The organism is Actinoallomurus acanthiterrae (assembly GCF_054775715.1).
Genome location: NZ_BAAHCO010000001.1, coordinates 8,948,996 through 8,967,383, shown reverse-complemented (window position 1 = coordinate 8,967,383; position 18,388 = coordinate 8,948,996). Strand labels below are relative to the sequence as shown.

General features: G+C 71.9%; 18 protein-coding genes. 14 read left to right on the top strand and 4 right to left on the bottom strand.

Going from position 1 to position 18,388, the window contains the following annotated elements; all coding sequences use genetic code 11:
• Positions 1-100: 100 nt before the first annotated feature.
• Both ACYVF7_RS42170 and ACYVF7_RS42165 read right to left on the bottom strand, forming a co-directional pair.
• Positions 101-1,330 (bottom strand): HEAT repeat domain-containing protein, encoded by a 1,230-nt coding sequence (locus tag ACYVF7_RS42170; RefSeq protein ID WP_460351598.1) that lies wholly within the window; start codon positions 1,328-1,330, stop codon positions 101-103.
• Between the two features lie 225 nt (positions 1,331-1,555).
• Complete coding sequence (locus ACYVF7_RS42165) at positions 1,556-2,527, bottom strand: Lrp/AsnC family transcriptional regulator (protein WP_460351597.1); 972 nt, start codon at positions 2,525-2,527, stop codon at positions 1,556-1,558.
• 112 nt (positions 2,528-2,639) lie between these two features.
• Between ACYVF7_RS42165 and ACYVF7_RS42160 the strand changes: the two genes are divergently transcribed.
• Complete coding sequence (locus ACYVF7_RS42160) at positions 2,640-4,115, top strand: MFS transporter (protein ID WP_460351596.1); 1,476 nt, start codon at positions 2,640-2,642, stop codon at positions 4,113-4,115.
• A 237-nt stretch (positions 4,116-4,352) separates the two neighbouring features.
• Here the strand turns inward: ACYVF7_RS42160 and ACYVF7_RS42155 are convergent, their stop codons facing one another.
• Positions 4,353-4,991: a TIGR03085 family metal-binding protein gene (locus ACYVF7_RS42155; RefSeq protein WP_460351595.1), complete on the bottom strand. Its 639-nt coding sequence runs from the start codon at positions 4,989-4,991 to the stop codon at positions 4,353-4,355.
• 110 nt (positions 4,992-5,101) lie between these two features.
• Between ACYVF7_RS42155 and ACYVF7_RS42150 the strand changes: the two genes are divergently transcribed.
• The 3 genes from ACYVF7_RS42150 to ACYVF7_RS42140 all read left to right on the top strand — a co-directional run bounded on the left by ACYVF7_RS42150 (position 5,102) and on the right by ACYVF7_RS42140 (position 9,159).
• Complete coding sequence (locus tag ACYVF7_RS42150; RefSeq protein WP_460351594.1) at positions 5,102-6,895, top strand: ABC transporter ATP-binding protein; 1,794 nt, start codon at positions 5,102-5,104, stop codon at positions 6,893-6,895.
• Positions 6,892-8,667, top strand: a complete 1,776-nt coding sequence (locus tag ACYVF7_RS42145; RefSeq protein WP_460351593.1) for an ABC transporter ATP-binding protein — start codon at positions 6,892-6,894, stop codon at positions 8,665-8,667. The genes ACYVF7_RS42150 and ACYVF7_RS42145 overlap by 4 nt, the downstream gene beginning before the upstream one ends.
• A 288-nt stretch (positions 8,668-8,955) precedes the next feature.
• Entirely contained in the window at positions 8,956-9,159 is a 204-nt protein-coding gene (locus ACYVF7_RS42140) for a cold-shock protein (RefSeq protein ID WP_345431117.1), read from the top strand.
• 12 nt (positions 9,160-9,171) lie between these two features.
• Here the strand turns inward: ACYVF7_RS42140 and ACYVF7_RS42135 are convergent, their stop codons facing one another.
• Entirely contained in the window at positions 9,172-9,726 is a 555-nt protein-coding gene (locus ACYVF7_RS42135; RefSeq protein ID WP_460351592.1) for a PadR family transcriptional regulator, read from the bottom strand.
• Positions 9,727-9,823: 97 nt separating this feature from the next.
• Here ACYVF7_RS42135 and ACYVF7_RS42130 point away from each other — a divergent pair, with 97 nt between their 5' ends.
• The 10 genes from ACYVF7_RS42130 to ACYVF7_RS42085 all read left to right on the top strand — a co-directional run bounded on the left by ACYVF7_RS42130 (position 9,824) and on the right by ACYVF7_RS42085 (position 18,387).
• The gene (locus ACYVF7_RS42130) at positions 9,824-11,299 is read left to right on the top strand and encodes an MDR family MFS transporter (protein ID WP_460351591.1); all 1,476 of its coding nucleotides are present in this window, start codon (positions 9,824-9,826) and stop codon (positions 11,297-11,299) included.
• 9 nt (positions 11,300-11,308) lie between these two features.
• On the top strand, positions 11,309-11,677 hold the full coding sequence (hisI, locus tag ACYVF7_RS42125; RefSeq protein ID WP_460351590.1) for a phosphoribosyl-AMP cyclohydrolase: 369 nt from the start codon (positions 11,309-11,311) through the stop codon (positions 11,675-11,677).
• Positions 11,674-12,261: a Trp biosynthesis-associated membrane protein gene (locus tag ACYVF7_RS42120; protein WP_460351589.1), complete on the top strand. Its 588-nt coding sequence runs from the start codon at positions 11,674-11,676 to the stop codon at positions 12,259-12,261. The genes hisI and ACYVF7_RS42120 overlap by 4 nt, the downstream gene beginning before the upstream one ends.
• Complete coding sequence (locus ACYVF7_RS42115; RefSeq protein ID WP_460351588.1) at positions 12,261-12,926, top strand: response regulator transcription factor; 666 nt, start codon at positions 12,261-12,263, stop codon at positions 12,924-12,926. The genes ACYVF7_RS42120 and ACYVF7_RS42115 overlap by 1 nt, the downstream gene beginning before the upstream one ends.
• 24 nt (positions 12,927-12,950) lie before the next feature.
• Positions 12,951-13,397 carry a DUF2752 domain-containing protein gene (locus tag ACYVF7_RS42110; RefSeq protein WP_460351587.1) on the top strand — a complete coding sequence of 149 codons (447 nt, stop codon included), beginning with the start codon at positions 12,951-12,953 and terminating at the stop codon, positions 13,395-13,397.
• A 353-nt stretch (positions 13,398-13,750) separates the two neighbouring features.
• Entirely contained in the window at positions 13,751-14,557 is an 807-nt protein-coding gene (gene trpC, locus ACYVF7_RS42105) for an indole-3-glycerol phosphate synthase TrpC (protein WP_460351586.1), read from the top strand.
• A gap of 109 nt (positions 14,558-14,666) precedes the next feature.
• Positions 14,667-15,893 (top strand): tryptophan synthase subunit beta, encoded by a 1,227-nt coding sequence (gene trpB, locus ACYVF7_RS42100; protein ID WP_460351585.1) that lies wholly within the window; start codon positions 14,667-14,669, stop codon positions 15,891-15,893.
• Between the two features lie 68 nt (positions 15,894-15,961).
• On the top strand, positions 15,962-16,780 hold the full coding sequence (gene trpA, locus ACYVF7_RS42095; RefSeq protein WP_460351584.1) for a tryptophan synthase subunit alpha: 819 nt from the start codon (positions 15,962-15,964) through the stop codon (positions 16,778-16,780).
• A gap of 111 nt (positions 16,781-16,891) precedes the next feature.
• On the top strand, positions 16,892-17,530 hold the full coding sequence (locus tag ACYVF7_RS42090; RefSeq protein ID WP_460351583.1) for a DoxX family protein: 639 nt from the start codon (positions 16,892-16,894) through the stop codon (positions 17,528-17,530).
• A 23-nt stretch (positions 17,531-17,553) separates the two neighbouring features.
• Positions 17,554-18,387, top strand: coding sequence for a DsbA family protein (locus ACYVF7_RS42085; protein ID WP_460351582.1), 834 nt, complete (start codon positions 17,554-17,556; stop codon positions 18,385-18,387).
• Position 18,388: the final 1 nt, after the last annotated feature.

The window sequence follows — 18,388 nt, the reverse complement described above, 5'->3', positions numbered from 1 at the left end:
GGCGGAGCTGAGCCGCGGACGGTGCGCCGCGGCTCGGTTCAGGTCGTCGGCCAGGCGCCGGGTGGCGGCGGATCTGGGGGCACGGACGGTGCGCTGCGGCTCAGTTCAGGTGGTCGGCCAGGCGGCGGGCGGAGGCGGACCGTACGTTGGCCTCCTCGGCGTCCTCGTGCCGGAGCCGCCGCAGCCGGGCCCGCGTCGCGCCGTCGAGCGGCACCGCCCCGGCGGCGATCCGGCGCACCCCGCTCTCGCAGTCCCACAGCCCCTCGACCAGGTACGGCTCCGCGACGTGCGGGTCGATCCTGCCGAGCGCGCCCAGCAGGTTGGTGCGCAGCTGAGACGAGGCGCTCTCCGTCCAGCCGTACAGCAGCAGCGGGATCGCGGACCGGGTCCGCAGGCGGCCGAGCCCGTCGGCGGGTACGGCGGCCAGGTCCCAGTCCTCCTCGTCGAGGGCGATCTTCAGGGCGTCCAGGAGCGGCCCGGCGTCCACCTCCGTACCGTGCGCGGAGAGCACGTCGATCCCGACGTCGGAGTACGACCGCTGTTCGGCCACCCAGACGCGGGCGCGGGTCAGTGCGGCCGGTCCCAGGTCGCGGACGGCACGGCACAAGGGCCCGTCGTAGGAGCCGGTGGGCAGGCACTCCTCGACGAGGTCGAGGACGAGGGGACTGTGGCGGCGGCCGAGTTCGAGGATGGCGGCGGTCGCGCCGTCGCCGCGGGCCCGCACGCGGGCCGCCAGGTCGGCGGCGGTATGACCGGTGAGGGAGGTCCGCGGCTCGTGCGGGCGTGTCTCGGGTCTGCGCGCGGCGGCGATCCGGGGTTGCCGGCGCGCCCACATTCGCGTCACCGCGCCGTCGACCCCGCACAGCCAGGCGAGCGTGCGGTCGTCGCAGCGGGCCGCCGCGATCTCGTCCAGGCCGTCGGCGAGGGCGGGGTCGTCGAGTTCGACCAGGGACTGCAGGGCGGTGTACCAGTTCGCGCCGTCGGCGGCATAGCGCCGCAGGGGGACGGCGGCCTCCCGCCGGCCGAGGCGGACGAGCTGGGCGAGTACGTCGAGGGCCAGGTTGGTCCGGTCCGGCTCGGTATCCAGCCGATCATCAGGATCGAATATATGTTCGATTATGGGGGTGATCTCGAGCTCCAGGTCGAGGATCAGCCGTGCGAAGTACAGTCCGCGGGCCTCGAGGGTGTCCCATCGAGGGTCGCGGCTCACGCAGTCGTAGATCAGGTCGCGCGTGCCAGGCGTGCCGGCGGCGCGGCGCGCGGCGCAGCCACGGCCGCGCTGCAGGCGGCCGTGCAGTGATTCCGCCGGATGAATGACGATGGGTTCCACTGCTGCAGGATGCGCACTCGACCACAAATCGGGCAAGCAAATTATCCGACAGAGTCATGCCCGCTTGGGGAGTCCCTCTACTCAGGGGACGCTTGGGGGAGCGCCGTCCAGCCGCCCAGGGAGCGCCGTCCAAGCGCCGAGGGAGCGTCGACCTGCCGCCCAGGGAGCGGCGTCCAACCGCGCAGGGAGTGGCGTCCAACCGCCGAGGGGGCGTAGTCCTGCGGCTCAGGGGAGCAGTGGCGCGCCCGCGCCCTTGACCGTGCGGATCACCGGGGCGGTCTCCACGTGGCGGACGCCCTCCAGTGCGCCGACCCGCTCGGTCAGATAGCGGTACAGGTGGCGCGTGTCCCGGCAGGCGAGGGCGACCAGCAGGTTGGTCGGGCCCGTCGTGGCGGCCGCGAAGGTCACCTCCGGATGCCCGCCGATCGCCTCGCCGACGGCGACCAGCTCGGAGGGCTGCACCGACACCCACAGCCGCGCCTCGGTGTGATAGCCGAACGCCTCCGACCGCGCGTCGAGGTCGTAGAACAGCACGCCCGCGAGGCGCAGCTGGTCCATGCGCCGCCGCACCGTGGACTCCGACCAGCCGGTGGCGGAGGCCAGCTCGGCGTGGCCGGCGCGCCCGTCGGCGGACAAGGCCGACAGCAGCGCGTGGTCGGCCTCGCTCAGCTCGATCGGCTCGTAATCCGGAGAGGGCGGCTCGAGCCGTAGCCGGGCGGCCTGCTCCTCCGGGAGCGAATGGACGCCCGTCCAGCCGCCCGGGCCGCCCGCGAACAGGTGCAGGATCGCGTGGGCGGTCACCGACGACACGCGGCCCGTACGCGGCAGTTTCTGCAGCAGCAGGTTGTCGCGCTCCTCCGGTGTCCGGGCCATGGTCCCGCAGGTGATCTCGGTGCCGCCCGACAGCAGGTGCACCCAGTAGGTGTCCGTACGGCGGGCGAGCGCGGCGGCGACCGCCGCTGCCGCGTCCGGCGTGGCCCGTACCCGGAGCGCCCAGGACACCAGGCCGGCGCGGGGCGCGTCGACGGCGCCGACCACGCGCGCCACCCCGGCCGTGCGCAGCCGCCGGTACCGGCGGGCGATCGTCTGGTCCGATACCCCGAGCACCTCGGCGATCTTGCTGAACGGGGCCCGGCCGTCGAGCTGCAGCGCGTGGACGAGGTGCCGGTCCAGCTCATCGAGAGTGAGGGAATTCACCACAGAAGAGTAACGAATGTCGATAAGCGCCACTCGTGGGCCGTTAGCTGGAGAGCTTCATTTCGTACGGCGAAGGTGAAGGCCGTCCCCAGAAACCGGAAGGGAATCACTCATGCGTAAATGGTGGCCGCTCGTGGCGGTCTGCCTCGGGGCCTTCATGCTGCTCGTCGACGTCACGATCGTGACGGTCGCGCTGCCCGCCATGGCCAAGAGCCTCGACGCGTCGTTCACGGCGCTGCAGTGGGTGCTGGACATCTACGCGCTCGCCCTGGCCGCGCTGCTGCTGGGCGCGGGCTCGCTCGCGGACCTGTTCGGGGCGCGCAGGGTGTACGTCGCGGGGCTCGTGCTGTTCGCCGCGTCCTCGCTCGCCTGCGGGCTCGCGCCGAACGCCGCGACCCTCATCGCCGCGCGCGGCGCGCAGGGTGTCGGCGGCGCGGCGATGTTCACCACGACGCTGGCTCTGCTCAACAGCACCTACCAGGGCAGGGACCGGGGTGTGGCGTTCGGCGTGTGGGGCGCCGTCAACGGGCTGGCCGCGGCCGGCGGCCCGATCCTCGGCGGCCTGCTCACCCAGCACGTGAACTGGCGGTCGATCTTCCTGGTCAACCTGCCGGTGACCGTCATCGCGATCGCGCTCACACTCGCCGTCGTCGGAGAGTCCCGCCGCACCGGCGGCGCCCGGATCGACCTGGCCGGGATGGCCTCCTTCACCGCCTGCGCCGGAACGCTGACCTACGGGCTCATCCGCGCCGGCGACGACGGCTTCACCGCGGCGGCGCCGCTCACGATGTTCGGGCTCGCCGCCGTCGCCCTCGCCGTCTTCATCGTGGTCGAGAGGAGGGCCCGGGATCCGCTGCTCGACCTGGCCCTGTTCCGCAACCGGTCGTTCGTCGCCGTGCTGATCGGCGGCGCGCTCCTGATGGCCTCGGCGTTCGCCTGCCTCGCCTTCACCTCGCTGTGGCTGCAGGGCGTCCTGGGCCTGGGGCCGGTACGGGCCGGGGCCGCCCTCATCCCGCTCGCCGGCGCGTCCTTCGTCGTGTCCGCCGTCGCCGGGCGGTTCCTGCACGGCGCCTCGCCCCGGCTGACCATCGGGATCGGGCTGCTGCTGATCGGCGCCGGTTCGGGCCTGCAGGCCGTCCTGGACGCCGGGTCCTCGTCCACCGCGATCATTCCGGGGCTGATCGTCGGCGGCGTGGGCGTGGGAACGTCGATCCCCGTACTGTCGGCGGCGGCGATGAGCGCCGTCCCGCCCCAGCGCGGCGGGATGGCCGGCGGCGCCCTCAACACGTTCCGGCAGCTCGGCTACGCCCTCGGCGTCGCCGTGCTCGGCATCGTGTTCCGCGGCCGGATCGAGCACGTGCTCACCGGCCACGTCGCGGACCCGCACGCGATGGCCGGTGCTGCGAGCGGCGGGCAGGCCCCCCGCCTGCCGATCATCCGCGCCGCCGTGGCGTCCGGGCTGAACGAGGTCTACGCCGTCTCGGCCGGCCTGGGGATCGCCGCCGGGCTCATCGTCCTCGCGCTGTTCCGCACGCGGCACCGGACCGCCGTACCGCCGGCACCGGACCGCGAGAAGGCCACCGCCTGACGCGCGCCTCGCGAAGCCGGACTGCGGGCGTCCGGCGGCCTCGCGCCGGACTGGGAGAGAGTCACCGCCTGACGCGGGGCGCGCGAAGCCGGACTGCGGCGTCCGGTGGCCTCGCGCCGGACCGGGAGAGGGTCACCGCCTGACGCCAGGCCGGGCCACGGCACCCGGCGGCCTCACGCCGGCGGTCCGGCCCGGTCGCGGGCGGCCGTCTTGCCGGTCTGCGGTCCGGAAGCGAGGTCAGAGGCGCCAGCGGCCCTGGTTCAGGACGTTGATCGCCTCGGCCTCGCCCGTCATCTCGACCTGCGCGGCGTCCTTGCGGCCCATGGACCACAGCGTCAGCTCGCTCGGCCGGCCGTGCACCCTGACCAGCCTGCCGCCTTTCGTGACGCGCTGGGTGCGCCCGCCCAGGTCCACGAACGTGATCTCCACCGGCAGCCGCCGCAGCACGAACCGGGCCGTCTTCAGCCGCCGCCACAGCTGCTCCTCGAAGGCCGGCGGCAACTCACGGGGCTCCCAGCCCTCGCGGGCCCGCCGTACGTCCTCATGGTGCACGAAGTACTCGGTGGTGTTGGCCGCGGCGTCCACCGCGGACAGCGCGAACGGCGACCAGGCCGGCGGCCCGGCGCGGAAGCGTTCGACCAGCTCGGCGAAGGGCATCGAGTCGCGGGTCTGGAGCCGTACCTTCTCGGTGTGGCCGGCCAGCAGGGGGATCATGATCCCCGGCGCGGCGTCGGGCCGGTGCTCCCGGATGACCAGATGGGCGGCCAGGTCACCGGTGGTCCACCCCTGGCAGAGGGTCGGGGCTTCGGGGCCGGCGTCGATCAGGGCGTCGCTCAGGGCATGGCGCTCGGCGCGCGCCCGGTTCTCGTTCCCCATTTGCCGATCGTAGGCCCGCCCCCCTCCGAGCGGAATAACCGGGCGTCCCTGGCTGATAGAAGTAGCGGCCCCACTATCAGCCGCGAAAGGGTGACTTCGTGTCACAAAAAGTGACATCGGACATCTTGAAGAAGGGGATCGGCGTCCTCTGGGTCGCCGCCCGAGCCGAGCCCCGCCTCCTCACCGCCGCCGTGCTCAGCAGCGCGCTGTACGCGGCGATGACCGTGGGCAGCGCCTGGGTCCTCGGCCGGGTCACCCAGGACGTCATCATCCCCGCCTTCCGCGACGGCCGCACCACCGCCGGCACGCTCGCCCTCGGCGGCCTGGCGATCGTCGGCGTGGCCGCGCTCAAGGCACTCGGCGTCGCCGGACGGCGGCTGTACGCCGGGATGGTGCAGTACAACATGCAGGCGGCCTACCGTCGGGCGGTGACCCGGCAGTACCTCCGGCTGCCCCTCGCCTGGCACCAGCGGCACCCCACCGGCCGGCTCCTGTCCAACGCCAACGCCGACGTCGAGGCCGCCTGGGCCCCCCTCGCCCCACTGCCCATGGCCCTCGGCGTCGTCCTGATGCTGGTCATCGCCGCGATCGCCATCCTCGCCACCGACCTCGTCGTGGCGATCGTCGGATTCCTCGTCTTCCCGGCGATCGCCGGGCTCAACGTGATCTACCAGCGGCGGCTCGCCCCGGTGGCGGCGCGGGCGCAGCGCCTGCGGGCGGGCGTCAGCGAGGTCGCGCACGAGAGCTTCGAGGGCGCGCTGGTCGTCAAGACCCTCGGCCGGGAGGCCGACGAGACCGAGCGCTTCGCCGCCGTCGCACACGAACTGCGCGACGCCAACGTGGCGGTCGGCCGCCTGCGCGGGCTGTTCGACCCGATCCTGGAGGCCCTGCCGAATCTCGGCGTGCTCGCCGTCCTGCTCGTCGGGTCGATCCGGCTGCGCTCCGGCGCGATGTCGCCCGGCGACCTCGTGCACGTCGCGTACCTGTTCACCCTGCTGGCCTTCCCGATCCGGGCGCTCGGGTGGGTCCTCGCCGAGGTGCCGCGCAGCGTCGTCGGCTGGGATCGGGTGCAGAACGTCCTGGAGGCGACCGGTTCGCTCCCGTACGGCGAGCGGTCCGTCGACGGGGACGGTCCGGCGCGCCTGGAGGCGCGCGCCATCCGATTCGGCTACACCGACGACGACGTCCTGCACGACGTCGCCTTCACCGCCGAGCCCGGCCGTACGATCGCGGTCGTCGGCCCGACCGGTTCGGGCAAGTCGACGCTGACCAACCTGCTCGTCCGCCTCGTCGACCCGGCGAACGGCAGCGTGCTGCTCGACGGTGTGGACGCGCGCGACGTGAAGCGGCACGGCCTGTCCTCGACCACCGCGCTCGTACCGCAGCAGGCGTTCCTGTTCGACGACACCGTCCGCGGCAACGTGACGCTCGGCCTGGACGTGCCGGACGAGGACGTGTGGGAGGCCCTGCGGCTGGCCCAGGCGGACGGCTTCGTCTCCGCGCTCGCGGACGGCCTCGACACCCAGGTCGGAGAGCGGGGCGCCACGCTGTCCGGCGGGCAGCGCCAGCGCCTCGCGCTCGCCCGCGCCGTCATCCGGCGGCCCCGCCTCCTCGTGCTCGACGACGCGACGTCCAGCGTCGACCCCCAGGTGGAGGCCCGAATCCTGGACGGGCTGCGCGACTCGGCGGCGACCGTCGTGGTCGTGGCCTACCGCAAGGCGACCATCGAACTCGCCGACGACGTCGTCTACCTCGAACGCGGCCGGGTCACCGCCCAGGGCTCGCACAAGGAACTTCTGGAACGGTCCGCCGGATACCGGAACCTGGTCACCGCCTACGAACGCGCGGACGCCGAGCCGGAAACGGCCGAAGACGAAGACGAGAACGAGGAGGCCGTGGCGTGACCGCCGTCGATACGAGCCGGCCGTCCGGCCTGGCGACGCTCCGCCGCGGCCTGCGGCTCACCCCCGAGTTCCGGCGGGGCATCGCCGGCACGCTGCTGCTCGCGCTCGTGGCCACCGCGGGACGGATCGTCGTCCCGGTGGCCGTCCAGCAGACGCTCGATCGCGGGCTGCGCGCCAAGGGCGGGCCCGACATCGCCTTCATCCGCACCGCCGTCATCGTGTGCGCGGTCGCCGTCGTGCTGACGGCGGTCGCGGCGTACCGGATGAACGTCCGCCTGTACCGCACGAGCGAGAACGGCCTGGCGGCGCTGCGGGTCCGGGCGTTCCGGCACGTGCACGACCTGTCGATGCTCACGCAGAGCGGCGAGCGGCGCGGCGGACTCGTGTCCCGCGTCACCAGCGACGTCGACCAGATCAGCCAGTTCATGCAGTACGGCGGCCTGATGATCATCATCGCGGGCGGCCAGCTCATCGTCGCGACCGTGCTCATGGCCGTCTACTCCTGGCCGCTCGCCCTGCTGGTCTGGGTCGTCTTCGCGCCCCTCGCGTACGCGCTGCGGATCTTCCAGCGCTGGCTGTCGAAGGCGTACGGGACGGTGCGCGAGCGGGTCGGCGACATGCTCTCGGCGGTGAGCGAGTCGGTCGTCGGCGCCTCGGTCATCCGCGCGTACGGCGCGGAGGAGCGCACCGCCCGCCGGATCGACGAGTCCGTCGGCGAGTACCGCGACGCGCAGGTCCGGGCCCAGAACCTGGTCGCCCTGACCTTCCCCTCCACCGAGCTGGGCTCGGCGCTCGCGACCGCCGGCGTGGTGGTGGCCGGGACGCTGCTGGGCATCGGCGGCCACCTGACCGCCGGGGAGCTCGTGGCGTTCCTGTTCCTGGTCACCCTGTTCGTCAGCCCTCTGCAGGTGGCCACCGAGGTCCTCAACGACGCCCAGAACGCCATCGCCGGCTGGCAGCGCGTGCTCGGCGTGCTGGACATGACGCCGGACGTGGCCGACCCCGGCCCAGAGGGCGTCGAACTGCCCCGGGGCGCGATCGACGTGCGGTTCGAGGACGTGTCGTTCGCCTATCCCGGCGGGCCGACCGTCCTGCACGACGTGTCCGCGCGCATCGCGCCGCGCTCCCGGATCGCGATCGTGGGGGAGACCGGCTCGGGAAAGACGACCTTCGCCAAGCTGCTGACCCGGATGATGGACCCCGCGTCGGGGCGGGTGCTGGTCGACGGCGTGCCGCTGACCGACGTCCGGTTCTCCTCGCTGCGCGAGCGGATCGTGATGGTCCCGCAGGACGGCTTCCTGTTCGACGGGTCCCTCGCCGACAACATCCGGTTCGGCCGGCCGGACGCGTCCGAGGAGGACGTCCGCGTGGTCCTGACCGAACTCGGGCTGGCCGACTGGCTGGACGGCCTGCCCGAAGGGCTGCGGACCCCGGTCGGGCAGCGCGGCGAGTCGCTGTCGGCGGGGGAGCGGCAGCTGGTCGCGCTGGCCCGCGCCTACCTGGCCGACCCGGACCTGCTCGTGCTCGACGAGGCGACGTCCGCCGTCGACCCCGCCACCGAGGTGCGCCTCCAGCGCGCCATCGAGAGCATCACCCGGGGCCGTACCGCCGTCTCGATCGCCCATCGGCTCTCCACCGCGGAGGCCGCCGACGAGGTCCTCGTCTTCGACCGGGGCAGGCTCGTCCAGCGGGGCCCGCACGCCGCGCTGGTCGCCCAAACGGGACGATATGCCGAGTTGTATGCATCCTGGGCAGCACAGTTGAAGATTTGATTTTTCGGACACTCGCGCCGTTCTTGCCGGTGAGAGGTGGGTTGCCGCGACAACGGCGGGGGAATATCGACGGCGGAAAACAGTCTTTCGCACCGGGGCGTGTGACAGAGCACCGAACTTGGTAAACTGAAACCGGTTGCTGTCGTAGTTCCACGTTCGTTTGCCAGACGCCCGCGGACCGATGACTGGCGGGCGTGTTCTTGTTCTTCAAGGGCCTGCGCACACCCGCGGCAACCATAAAAGTGACCCACGACGTGTGGGTTTTGTTTGTCCCGCAAGGAGTTAGGCATGGCCCAGGGCACCGTGAAGTGGTTCAACGCCGACAAGGGGTTCGGCTTCATCGCCATTGACGGCGGTGGTCCGGACGTCTTCGTTCACTACTCGGCGATCTCCACGAACGGATACCGTACGCTCGAGGACAACCAGCGCGTGGAGTTCGAGGTCGTCCAGGGCGACCGCGGCCCGCAGGCGGACCAGGTCCGTCCGCTGTAGTTCAGATAATGTTCACTTAGGTTCACCCGTCGGGGTCCGTACCGTTTCGGTGCGGGCCTCTTCGCTTTTCTGCAACCGGTCGATCGCCCAGAGCGCCCACTCGCGTTCGGCGGCCATGTGCCGAAGTCCGCGTTCAAGGGCAAAACGCCCAAAACTGGACTCGCCGACCCGGCAGAGCAGCGCTTCCAGATCGGCCTTTCTCGCCTCGGTGGCGCGCATCTGCTCCGTGAGCAACTCGACGGCCTTCTGCGGGGGCAGCACGGGGAGCAGGAATGCCCGCAGCGACACCTCGTCGCGCGCCCGCTGCTCGGGCTTGACCTCGGTCAGCCACTCGTACAGCTCCGCCTCGCCGGCCGCGGTGATGGCGTAGGTCTTGCGGCCGCGCGGGCCCTCCTCCTCGACCGTCAGCAGCCCGTCCGCCGCCATGCGGTTCAGCTCCGGATAGATCTGGCTGTGGCTCGCCCGCCAGACGTGGGCGAGCGATCCCTCGAAGCTCTTGGTGAGGTCATAGCCGCTGGACGGCCCCACGACCTCGATCAGTGCCAGCAGTGCGGCGCGCAGTGACATGCGATCACCTTAGCTCGGCTCTTACATGTTGGGATTGACATGTCGGCTCTTACATGTTGATATCGACGCATTGATCGAGTCTTAAGGAGAGATCGGGATGTCGACCGTTACGAGCACCGTGCCGCCCGGCACGGAGCGCCGCCCCAAGATGGGCCTGGTGATGATCGCCGTCGTCGGCGGCATGTTCCTCGCGATGCTGGACCAGACGATCGTCGGCACGTCGCTGCCGACGATCGTCCGGGACCTGCGCGGGGAGGACCTCTACACCTGGGTCGTCACCGCGTACCTGCTGACCTCGACGATCACCGTTCCGCTGTACGGGCGGCTGTCGGACGTGCACGGCCGCAAGCCCCTGCTGCTCATCGGGGTGACCGTCTTCCTCCTCGGGTCCGGCCTGTGCGCGGCCGCGCAGAACATGCCCGAGCTCATCGCCTTCCGCGCCCTCCAGGGGCTCGGCGCCGGCGCCCTGATCCCGCTGTCCCTGGCCCTGGTCGCCGACATGTTCCCGCCCGAGCGGTCCGGCAAGGTCCAGGGCGCGGTCGGTGGCGTGATGGCCCTCAGCTACGTCGCCGGCCCGTACCTCGGCGGCCTGCTCACCGAGCAGGCGAACTGGCGCTGGGTCTTCCTCGTCAACCTGCCGATCGGCGTCGTCGTCCTCGCCGTCATCGCCCTGCGCCTGCCCCACCAGCGGCGCGAGCGCGTCCACGCCCGGCCGGACTACCTCGGCATCACGGTCTTCGCGGCGGCCATCGGCCTGCTCCTGTTCGGCCTGACCGAGAAGGGCCGCGCGACGGCCTCCGGGGCGACCCACGCCTGGACCGGCGCGACCGTCGCCGGGCCGATCGCCGCCTCGCTGGCGCTGCTCGCCCTGTTCGTCCTCGTCGAGCGGCGGGCCGCCGAGCCGATCGTGCCCCTGGGCCTGTTCCGCAACCGCACCTACACCGCGGCCAACGTCGGCTCGTTCTTCACCGCCTTCGGGATGTACGCCGCGATCATCTTCCTGCCGCGCTACTTCCAGACGGTGCACGGCGACAGCGCCACCACCTCGGGCCTGAAGGTCTATCCGCTCATGCTCGGCATGCTGGCCGGCAGCTTCCTCACCGGCGCGCTGATCAGCCGGACCCGCCGCTACAAGCCCTGGCTGATCGCCGCCCCCGTCCTGCTCGCGGCCGGGTCCCTGCTGTGCGTGAACCTCGGCACCCACACCGGCGTGTGGGTCCTGGCGGGCTGGATGATCCTGATCGGGCTCGGCATCGGGCCCATGCTGTCCGGGCTCACCGTGGCCGTGCAGAACGCCGTCGACCCGCGGCACATCGGCACGGCCACCAGCAAGATCACCTTCTTCCGCCAGGTCGGCGGATCGGTCGCCCTGGCCATCGCCGGCACCGCGTACACCTCCCACGTGCGCGAGGCCGCCCCGGCGCACGGCCTGGCGAACGCGGCGGCGTCGGCGACCGCGACCGTGATCCCCTGGCTCGGCGTGGCCGGCGCGGCCATCGCCCTGGTGGTCTTCGTGCTGATGCCGGAAAGCCCGCTGCGCCGCCTCGCCCCCTCCGCGCCCTCGGTGGAGTGAGGCGGCACAATGGATGCCATGTCCTTGGACCCCAAGATCGCTGATCGTCTCAAGCGCACCGAAGACGGTCTCGTCCCGGCCATCGCCCAGCAGTACGACACCGGCGAGGTGCTCATGCTCGCCTGGATGGACGACGAGGCCCTGCACCGCACGCTGACCACCGGCCGCGCCACCTACTGGTCGCGCAGCCGCAACGAATACTGGGTGAAGGGCGAGTCCTCCGGCCACCAGCAGTGGGTCAAGGAGGTCGCCCTCGACTGCGACGCCGACGCCATCCTCATCAAGGTCGACCAGGTCGGGGCCGCCTGCCACACCGGCGACCGCACCTGCTGGGACGCCGACAAACTCGACGCGGTCGTGGGAGAGCGCCCGCAGTGACGAGCCGCCGCGAACTCGCCACCGCCGCGCTGCTCGGCGCGGCGGGCGCGGGGCTCGCCGCCGGATTCACCGGCCGGACCTGGGCGACCGTCACCGTACGCGGCGGCGGGAACCTGATGCCGTCGCTCGAGCCGCTCACCGGGCGGTCGCTGAGCGGCGGCGTCGCCACCCTGGGCCTGGCCGGGCTGGCCGGGATCGCCGCCCTCCTCGCCACCCGCGGGTGGGCGCGGACGGCCATCGGTGTGCTGCTGACCGGCTTCGGGGTCCTCATCGCCGTCCTGGCGCCGCTGGCCGTGCGCCACGGGCACGTCGCCTCCGCCGCCGCGAACCGCACGAACCTCACCCGGCTGACCGGCGACGTCACCGTGCACGTGGGCGGCTGGTGGATCGTCGCCCTGGCGGGCGGCGTCCTGCTGGCCGCCGCCGGGCTGCTGACCGTCGTCCGCGGCCGGCGCTGGCCTGGCATGTCCGCCCGCTACGACCGTCCCGGCACCGCCCCGCGACAGGGCGACGACCCCGCCTCGCTGTGGAAGTCGCTCGACCGCGGCGACGACCCCACCAGCGAGGAGCTCCGGGACCGCTGATGAGCGGGCGCGCGTCGTCTGGACCGAGGAGCGCGCACGCGACCGTTCTGGTGGTGGAGCACGACCCGAGCGTCGCCGAGCTCATCCGGCTCTACCTCAGCCGCGAGGGATATCACCCGCACCTCGTGACCGATCCGGCGTCGGCGCCCGCGCTCGCCCGCCGCCTGCGGCCCGACGCGATCGTCCTCGACCTGACGACGGGCGTGCACCGTGAGGTTGCGGAGGCGGCCGGCGCCGCGGTCATCGTGTCCGTCGTGCCACCCGGGATGACGCCGCCCGGCGGGCACACCGTGCCCCGGCCGTTCAGCCCGCGAGCGCTGCTCGCCACGCTCGGCCGGGCCCTGCGCGGGCACCAGGCGGAGACTCCCCCTCCCGACGACGTGCTGCACGCGGGTGACGTCGTCCTGGACCCCCGGACCCGCACCATCACCGTCGCCGGCGCGCCCAAGGCCGTGACGACCATGGAGTTCGACCTGCTCGCCTTCCTCATGCGCAACCCGGGCCGGGTGTTCGGCCGTGAACAGCTGCTCGCCGCCGTCTGGGGATCCGCGGAGTCGGCCGGGACCCGTACCGTCGACGTCCACATCGCCCAACTGCGCGCCAAGCTGGGCGCCCGCAGCCCGCTCCGCACCGTACGCGGCATCGGCTACGCCGCCGATCTTTGAGCGCCCGGGCCGTACGCTGGGGGCGTGACAGCGGGGCAGCGGAGGAGCCGGCCGGGCGGGGTGGTGGTGCCTCGTCGGCGTATGGGGCGGTGGGGGCCGTACGCCGTGCTCGCGGCGGTGGTCGGGGTGGCGGGGTACGTCGCGGCGGTCGATCCGAACCGGCCGGGGCACTATCCGACCTGCCCCTTCCTCGCGGTGACCGGCTACTACTGCCCGGGCTGTGGATCGCTGCGCATGATCCACGCGATCGGTCACGGCCACCTCGCCGAGGCGTTCGGGCGTAACCCGCTGGCCTTCGCCACACTGCCATTCCTGGCTTACCTCTGGGTGAAATGGGTGCGGGCGGTCCGTACAGGCGGGCCGGTGCGCTCCAAGATCCTCCATCCGGCTGTGATCATCGGGTTCACCGTGGTCATGCTCGTGTTCTGGGTCGTCCGCAACCTGCCTGTCGGGCATGCCCTTGCGCCGTGATCTCGTACCCCCGGAAGGGGGACCGGGGCGGCCGGGCTACGATCGAGACACGAACGTCCGACAAAGGGGGACCGTGTTCCGTGAGCGAGCTTGTGAGACAGGACTCGGCGCGGGTGCGGTGCGGGCGTCCGGCGAACATCATCAGCAGGGAGGACCTGTGAGCGATGTGAGCGACCGATCCGGCACGGCGGCGTCGCGTCCGAGCGAGGCGAGGAAGGTGAGCCCTGTGAGCGAGCGAATCGTGAGCATGGCGCGCATGGTCACTCCCTCGACGAAGGAGGCCGCGTGAGCGAGCGGAGCGAGCGAGTCGTAAGCATGGCGCGCCCGGTCACTCCCCCGACGAAGGAGGCCTTGTGAGCGTGCTTGACGAGATCCTGGACGGGGTACGCGCGGATCTCGCGGAGCGGCAGCAGGCGGTGTCGCTCGACGCGCTCAAGGAGATGGCGCGCCACGCGCCGTCGCCGCGCAACGGCCTCGCCGCACTCCGCGCGCAGGGCGTCTCGGTCATCGCCGAGGTCAAGCGGTGCAGCCCCTCCAAGGGGGCGCTCGCCGCGATCGCCGACCCGGCCGCGCTCGCCGCGGACTACGAGGCCGGCGGCGCCGCCGTGATCAGCGTGCTGACCGAGCGCCGGCGCTTCGGCGGCAGCATCGACGACCTGGCCGCGGTCCGCAACCGCGTCGACATCCCCGTGCTGCGCAAGGACTTCGTCGTCTCCTCGTACCAGCTGTGGGAGGCGCGGGCGTACGGCGCCGACCTCGTGCTGCTGATCGTCGCCGCCCTCGAGCAGGAGGCCCTGGTCTCGCTGATCGAGCGGGCCGAGTCGATCGGGCTGACGCCGCTCGTCGAGGTGCACACCGAGGAGGAGCTGACGCGCGCGGTCGACGCGGAGGCCAAGGTCATCGGCGTCAACGCCCGGGACCTGACCACGCTGCGCGTCGACCGGAGCACGTTCGCGCGGATCGCCCCGCAGATCCCCGACGGCATCGTGAAGATCGCGGAGTCGGGCGTTCGCGGGCCGCACGACCTGCTCGCCTACGCCTCCTCCGGGGCCGACGCCGTCCTGGTCGGGGAGAGCCTGGTGGTCGGCAAGGACCCGCGCTCGGCGGTCTCCGACCTCGTCGCGGCCGGAGCGCACCCTGCGTTGCGGCAGGGCAAGTAGGCGGCGCACCCAGTAGGCTGTGGGCATGCTCCTGCGCGAACGATGGCTAGGCCATCCGTACCTCGACTGACCGGATTCGGCCTCTTACACCTTCGACAGGACCATTGCGATGACCATCGATGCCGCACGCGAGTTTCCGGACCTGACCGGCCACTTCGGCCGTTTCGGCGGCCGGTTCGCGCCCGAGGCGCTCATGGCGGCGCTCGACGAGCTGACCACCGCCTACCAGACGGCCGTTGCCGACCCGGAGTTCCGGGCCGAGCTCGACCATCTGCTGAAGACCTACGCCGGGCGCCCGAGCCTCCTGACCGAGGCCAAGCGGTTCGGCGCGGAGGCCGGCGGGGCGCGGATCCTCCTCAAGCGCGAGGATCTCAACCACACCGGCTCCCACAAGATCAACAACGTGCTGGGGCAGGCGCTGCTCACCCGGCGCATGGGCAAGACCCGGGTCATCGCCGAGACCGGCGCGGGCCAGCACGGTGTCGCGACCGCGACCGCGGCGGCCCTGCTCGGCCTGGAGTGCGTCGTCTACATGGGCGAGGTCGACACCGTACGCCAGGCGCTCAACGTCGCCCGGATGCGGATGCTCGGCGCCGAGGTGATCCCGGTCAAGACCGGCAGCCGCACGCTCAAGGACGCCTGCAACGAGGCGTTCCGCGACTGGGTGGCGAGCGTCGAGCACACCCACTACTGCATCGGCTCGACCATGGGCCCGCACCCGTTCCCGATGATGGTCCGCGACTTCCAGCGGATCATCGGCGTGGAGGCCCGCGAGCAGGTCCTCGAGCTGACCGGCCGGCTGCCCGACGCGGTGGTGGCCTGTGTCGGCGGGGGTTCCAACGCCATCGGCGCCTTCCACGCGTTCGTCCCGGACGAGGAGGTCCGGCTCTACGGCTTCGAGGCCGGCGGCGCCGGGGTCGACAGCGGCAAGCACGCGGCCACGCTGGTCGGCGGGTCCGTCGGCGTCATCCACGGCATGCGCACCTACCTGCTGCAGGACGACGAAGGCCAGACCCTGGATACCCACTCGGTGTCGGCCGGACTCGACTATCCCGGCGTCGGCCCCGAGCACTCCTGGCTGCGTGACACCGGCCGTGCGACCTACCAGGCCGTCACCGACTCCGAGGCCATGGACGCGTTCGCGCTCCTGTGCCGCACCGAGGGCATCATCCCGGCCATCGAGTCCGCGCACGCCCTGGCCGGCGCGCTGCGCGTCGGCCGGGAGCTCGGGCCCGACGCCACGATCGTGGTCTGCCTCTCCGGCCGGGGCGACAAGGACATGCACACGGCCGCCGAGTGGTTCGGGCTGGTCGAGGGCGAAGGGTCCGCGCGATGAGCGGGGGACCGGTGGCCGAGCGCGACGCGCTCACCGGCCAGGCGCGAGACGATCGGCGGAGTGGATCCATGACAGGCGACGCACCGACCGTTGCGACGGCGTTCGAGAAGGCCAAGAGTGAGGGGCGCGCGGCGCTCGTCGGCTACCTGCCCGCGGGGTTCCCCTCGTACGAGGGGGCCGTCGCCGCCGCCACGGCCATGGTCGAGGCCGGCTGTGACGTCATCGAGATCGGCCTGCCCTACACCGACCCGCTCATGGACGGCCCGACCATCCAGGACGCCGTCCACCAGGCGCTGACCGGCGGCATCCGGGTCGCCGACGTGTTCCGTACGGTCGAGGCGGTCGCCGCCACCGGGGCCCGCACGCTCGTCATGACGTACTGGAACCCCGTCGACCGGTACGGCGTCGACGCCTTCGCCCGCGACCTGTCCTCGGCGGGCGGCTGCGGCCTGATCACCCCGGACCTCACGCCGGAGGAGGCCGAGCCGTGGCTGGCCGCCTCCGACGCGTACGACCTCGACCGCGTCTTCCTGGTCGCCCTCAGCTCCACCGACGAGCGCCTCGGGATCATCACCGGCGTGTCCCGCGGGTTCGTGTACGCCGCCTCGCTCATGGGTGTGACGGGTGCGCGTACGGCCGTCGACACCGGTGCCGCCCACCTGGTCGAGCGCACCCGCAAGGCCATGGCCCAGCGGTCGCCGCTGCCGATCGGGCTCGGCCTGGGCGTCAGCAACGGCGAGCAGGCCGCCGAGGTCGCGGGCTACGCCGACGGCGTCATCGTCGGCTCGGCGTTCATCCGCCGGCTGCTCGACGCGCCGTCGCCCGAGGCCGGGATCGACGCCGTACGCCGGCTCACCGCCGAACTCGCCGAGGGTGTCCGCCGATAGCGGACCCGCGTACGCCGGGAAGGTGACAGGATCTACCGTGCTTGACGGTGTCCTTACATTCTCGTCGCCTATGCTGGCGCGCGCCGGATCATGACAGGGTGAGGAACGACAGTGGCTGAAGCCAAGGCTGACTCCGCGAGACGCAGGACCAAGGCCACCGGGGGAGCGTCCGCGGGCGGGAAGACGGCGTCCGCGAGGCGCGGCTCGACGACCGCGAAGACCGAGGACGTGGAGGCCAGGACCGGTCTCATCGGACGGGTCCGCCTTCCGGCGGTCATTCAGCGCCGCCAGGACTGGATCACGCTCGTGGTGCGCGTCGCGCTCGCGGCCATCATGGGGATCGCCGGGTACGCGAAGTTCACCGAGCCGCCGGCACTGCAGAAGACCGCGGTCTCCGCGTACCAGATCCTGCCCAAGGGCATGGTCACGCCGGTCGCGCTCGGGCTGCCGGTGCTGGAGATGGTCCTGGCCGCGATGATCCTGCTCGGGTTCGCCACCCGGGTCATGGCGATCTGCGTGGGTCTGCTGTTCATTGTCTTCATCGCCGGGATCATCTCCGTGGCGGCGCGCGGATTGTCGATCAACTGTGGCTGTTTCGGGGGCGGCGGCACGGTGGGCAAGGGCCAGACCCATTACCTTAGGGAGGTCTTCCGAGACCTCGGCTTCCTCGCCCTCGCCGCCTGGCTGATGGTGTTCCCGCGCGGAAAACTCGCGCTTGACCGGGTGCTCGGTCTGTACACCACCACCTGAGATATTCAAACTAGGAGAACCAGATGAGTAAGGCCGCTCGACAGCGGTCGGCCCGCGAGCGGCTGGCGGAGGAGCGCAAGCGCCAGGCGCAGAAGCAGCAGCGGATGCGGGCCCTCACCATCGCCATCAGCGCCCTCGCGATCGTGGCGCTGGCCGTGGTCGTCACCGTGTACGTCGTGAACAAGAAGGACAAGAACACGTACACCGGTGCGCTGGCGCCGGCGACCCGCATGGCCGACGGCCGGATCCTCATGGGCAAGCCGGGGAACAAGGCGCCCTTGCTGGAGATGTTCGAGGACTTCCAGTGCCCCATCTGCAAGGAGATGGAGAGCACCAGCGGTAACACGATCAAGCGCCTCGCGGCCGAGGGCAAGGTCAACGTCATCTACAACCCGTTCTGGCTGTTCAAGGAGCGGGAGGAGCCGATCCGCGGCAACTCCCAGCGGGCCGCCAACGCCGCGCTGTGCGCTCCGGCGGACAAGTGGGTGAAGTACCACGACACGATCTACAAGAACCAGCCGGCGGAGGGCTCGAGCGGCTTCTCCAACAAGGACCTCATCGGCTGGGGCAAGGACCTCGGCTTCGACACCCCGGCGTTCGAGCAGTGCGTCAAGGGGATGCAGAAGCAGAGCCAGATCGACTCGATGACGACCTACGCCGAGCAGTCCCGCAAGGTCACCGGCACGCCGACCGTCTACCTGAACGGCCAGTCCTTGGACCTGACCAACGTCCTGCTGAAGCCGTCCGCCCTGGAGAAGGCCATTCTGGCCGCCAAGCCGGTCGACGCCACGCCGAGCGCGGCGCCGACGTCCGCTCCGACCGGTTCGGCCAGCCCGTCGGCCAAGGCCGGCAAGTAAC

Excerpts from the sequence above, each read along its gene's own strand:
- ACYVF7_RS42135 (WP_460351592.1), bottom strand. The coding sequence starts at position 9,726 with ATGTCACTGCGCGCCGCACTGCTGGCACTGATCGAGGTCGTGGGGCCG.
- ACYVF7_RS42140 (WP_345431117.1), top strand. The coding sequence starts at position 8,956 with ATGGCCCAGGGCACCGTGAAGTGGTTCAACGCCGACAAGGGGTTCGGC.
- trpA (WP_460351584.1), top strand. The coding sequence starts at position 15,962 with ATGACAGGCGACGCACCGACCGTTGCGACGGCGTTCGAGAAGGCCAAG.
- ACYVF7_RS42130 (WP_460351591.1), top strand. The coding sequence starts at position 9,824 with ATGTCGACCGTTACGAGCACCGTGCCGCCCGGCACGGAGCGCCGCCCC.
- trpB (WP_460351585.1), top strand. The coding sequence starts at position 14,667 with ATGACCATCGATGCCGCACGCGAGTTTCCGGACCTGACCGGCCACTTC.
- ACYVF7_RS42085 (WP_460351582.1), top strand. The coding sequence starts at position 17,554 with ATGAGTAAGGCCGCTCGACAGCGGTCGGCCCGCGAGCGGCTGGCGGAG.
- ACYVF7_RS42115 (WP_460351588.1), top strand. The coding sequence starts at position 12,261 with ATGAGCGGGCGCGCGTCGTCTGGACCGAGGAGCGCGCACGCGACCGTT.
- ACYVF7_RS42160 (WP_460351596.1), top strand. The coding sequence starts at position 2,640 with ATGCGTAAATGGTGGCCGCTCGTGGCGGTCTGCCTCGGGGCCTTCATG.
- hisI (WP_460351590.1), top strand. The coding sequence starts at position 11,309 with ATGGATGCCATGTCCTTGGACCCCAAGATCGCTGATCGTCTCAAGCGC.
- ACYVF7_RS42155 (WP_460351595.1), bottom strand. The coding sequence starts at position 4,991 with ATGGGGAACGAGAACCGGGCGCGCGCCGAGCGCCATGCCCTGAGCGAC.